General features: G+C 75.1%; 2 protein-coding genes. One reads left to right on the forward strand and one right to left on the reverse strand.

Annotation, left to right across the window (positions count from 1 at the left end; all coding sequences use genetic code 11):
• Nucleotides 1–82: 82 nt before the first annotated feature.
• Nucleotides 83–1,057, forward strand: a complete 975-nt coding sequence (locus GUY60_RS37080) for an ROK family protein (RefSeq protein ID WP_376771364.1) — start codon at nucleotides 83–85, stop codon at nucleotides 1,055–1,057.
• Between the two features lie 42 nt (nucleotides 1,058–1,099).
• Here the strand turns inward: GUY60_RS37080 and GUY60_RS37085 are convergent, their stop codons facing one another.
• Complete coding sequence (locus GUY60_RS37085; RefSeq protein WP_161705902.1) at nucleotides 1,100–2,095, reverse strand: TAXI family TRAP transporter solute-binding subunit; 996 nt, start codon at nucleotides 2,093–2,095, stop codon at nucleotides 1,100–1,102.
• Between the last annotated feature and the right edge of the window lie 41 nt (nucleotides 2,096–2,136).

Consider the following 2,136-nt stretch of genomic DNA (forward strand, 5'->3'; position numbering starts at 1 on the left):
GCCCCGAAGGAGCCACCCCGTGACCGCCCCGAGCACCGCCACAGCCGCCGCTGCCCCGCTCGCGCCGAGCCGTGCGCCCTCCGTGCCCGCGGGGCGGCGCGGAGCCGGTGACAGCGGCTCTGAGGGCGCCGGGCTCACCGTGGCCGTCGACATCGGCGGCACCAAGATCGCCGGCGCGCTCGTACGGTCCGACGGCACCCTGGTCGCCGACTCCCGTCGCCCCACGCCCCGTTCGACGGACCCGGACACCGTGATGGCCGCCCTGGACGAGGTCGTCGACGAACTCGCCGGCACGCCCGCGTGGTCCGAGGTACGCCGCTGCGGCATCGGCAGCGCGGGCCCCGTGGACGCGGCGCACGGCACCGTCAGCCCGGTCAACATCCCCGCGTGGCGCGGTTTTCCCGTGCACGCGCGCGTGCGGGACGCCCTCGCCCGCAACGGCGCGCACGTCCCGGCCGTCCTCGTCGGCGACGGCGTCGCGATGACGGCGGCGGAACACCGGCTCGGCGCCGCGCGCGGCCACCGCAACGCCCTGTGCATGGTCGTCTCCACCGGCGTCGGCGGCGGACTCGTCCTCGACGGCCGCCTGCACACCGGCCCCACCGGCAACGCGGGCCATATCGGCCACATCAGCGTCGACCTCGACGGCGAGAAGTGCCCCTGCGGCAGCCGCGGTTGCGTCGAGGGCCTCGCCTCCGGCACCGCCATCGCCCGCCACGCGCGCGTGGCGGATGCTCAGGCCGCGGCCGAGGCCGCCCGCGCGGGCGACGCCGACGCGCTCGCCGCCTTCGACCGCGCGGGCCGCGCCCTCGCCGCGGGCATCGCGGCCACCGCGACCCTCGTGGAGATCGACATCGTGGTGATCGGCGGCGGCGTCGCCGCGGCGGGCGAGCTGCTCCTCACCCCGCTCCGCCGGCACCTGGAGACCTACGCGGCCCTGGACTTCGTACGCCACCTGCGGGTCGCCCCCGCCGCCCTCGGCACGGACGCGGGCCTGGTCGGCGCCTGGGCGGCCGCCGAAAGGCTGATCCCGCTGACGACGGGCCCTACGGCTTGACTGGGGCTACGGCCTGACCGGGCCCTACGGCCTGACCGGGCCCTACGGCTTGACCGACCGGTAGTAGCGCCGAGCGCCGTCGTGCAGCGCCAGCGGATCCGTGTAGATCGCGGTCCGCAGGTCCACCAGCTGCGCCGCGTGCACCTGCTTGCCGATGTGGTCGCGGCTGTCGATGACCGTACGGGTCAGCCGCTCGGTCAGCTCCGGGTCCGCGCGGTCCGTGGTGACCAGGAGGTTGGCGACGGCGAGCGTCGGCACCGCGGCGTTGTCGCGGGCGTCCGGATAGGCGTCGGCGGGCATCACGGCCGCCCGGTAGTAGCGCGAGGCGCCGCCCTGCGCGTGCAGCTTCTTGACCAGGCCGCCGAGCCGCACCAACCGGACATCGGTGCGCTGCGACAGCTCCCGGATGCTGGTCGTGGGCAGCCCGCCGGACCAGAAGAACGCCTCGATCTCGCCGTCCTCCAACTGCCGCGGCGCCTTGTCGATCCCGCTGGGCTCCGCATGAACGTCCCGCTCCGGGTCGAGCCCCGCCGCTCTCAGCACCCGCTCCGCGATCAGCCGCACGCCGGAGCCCGGCTGGCCGACGGCCACCTTCTTGCCCCGCAGGTCGGCGGCGTCCTGCACCGTGGAGTCGTGCTTCACGACGAGCTGTACGTAGTCGTCGTAGAGCCGGGCGCAGCCGCGCAGCCGCTCCCAGCCCGCGCCCTCCTCCAGCTGGTACTTCTCCACCGCGTCGGCCGCGGCGATGGTGAAGTCGGCCTTCCCGGTGGCGACCCGCTGCACGTTCGTCTGCGAGCCCTCGCTCTGCCGCAGCGCGATGTCGAGATCCGGCAGGTCGCTGGCGGCGGCGGTCTGCAGCAGCTGCCCGTACCGCTGGTAGACGCCCGACTGCACGCCCGTACTGAAGACGACCTTCCCGCCCGGCGAGCTCTCGTCGAGCGGCAGCAGCCACCACACAAGCAGCCCGAAGACCACGAGGGCGGCCGCGGAACCCTGAAGCGCGCGGCGCCTGCTGATCCGGGGGAGTGCCTGCGACATGGCCGCGATCCTGCCAGCTCACCCCACCCGCCGACCAGACC

Origin of the sequence: Streptomyces boluensis, assembly GCF_009908195.1 — a bacterium.
GTDB classification, from domain to species: Bacteria; Actinomycetota; Actinomycetes; order Streptomycetales; family Streptomycetaceae; genus Streptomyces; species Streptomyces boluensis.

Excerpts from the sequence above, each read along its gene's own strand:
- GUY60_RS37085 (WP_161705902.1), bottom strand. The coding sequence starts at position 2,095 with ATGTCGCAGGCACTCCCCCGGATCAGCAGGCGCCGCGCGCTTCAGGGT.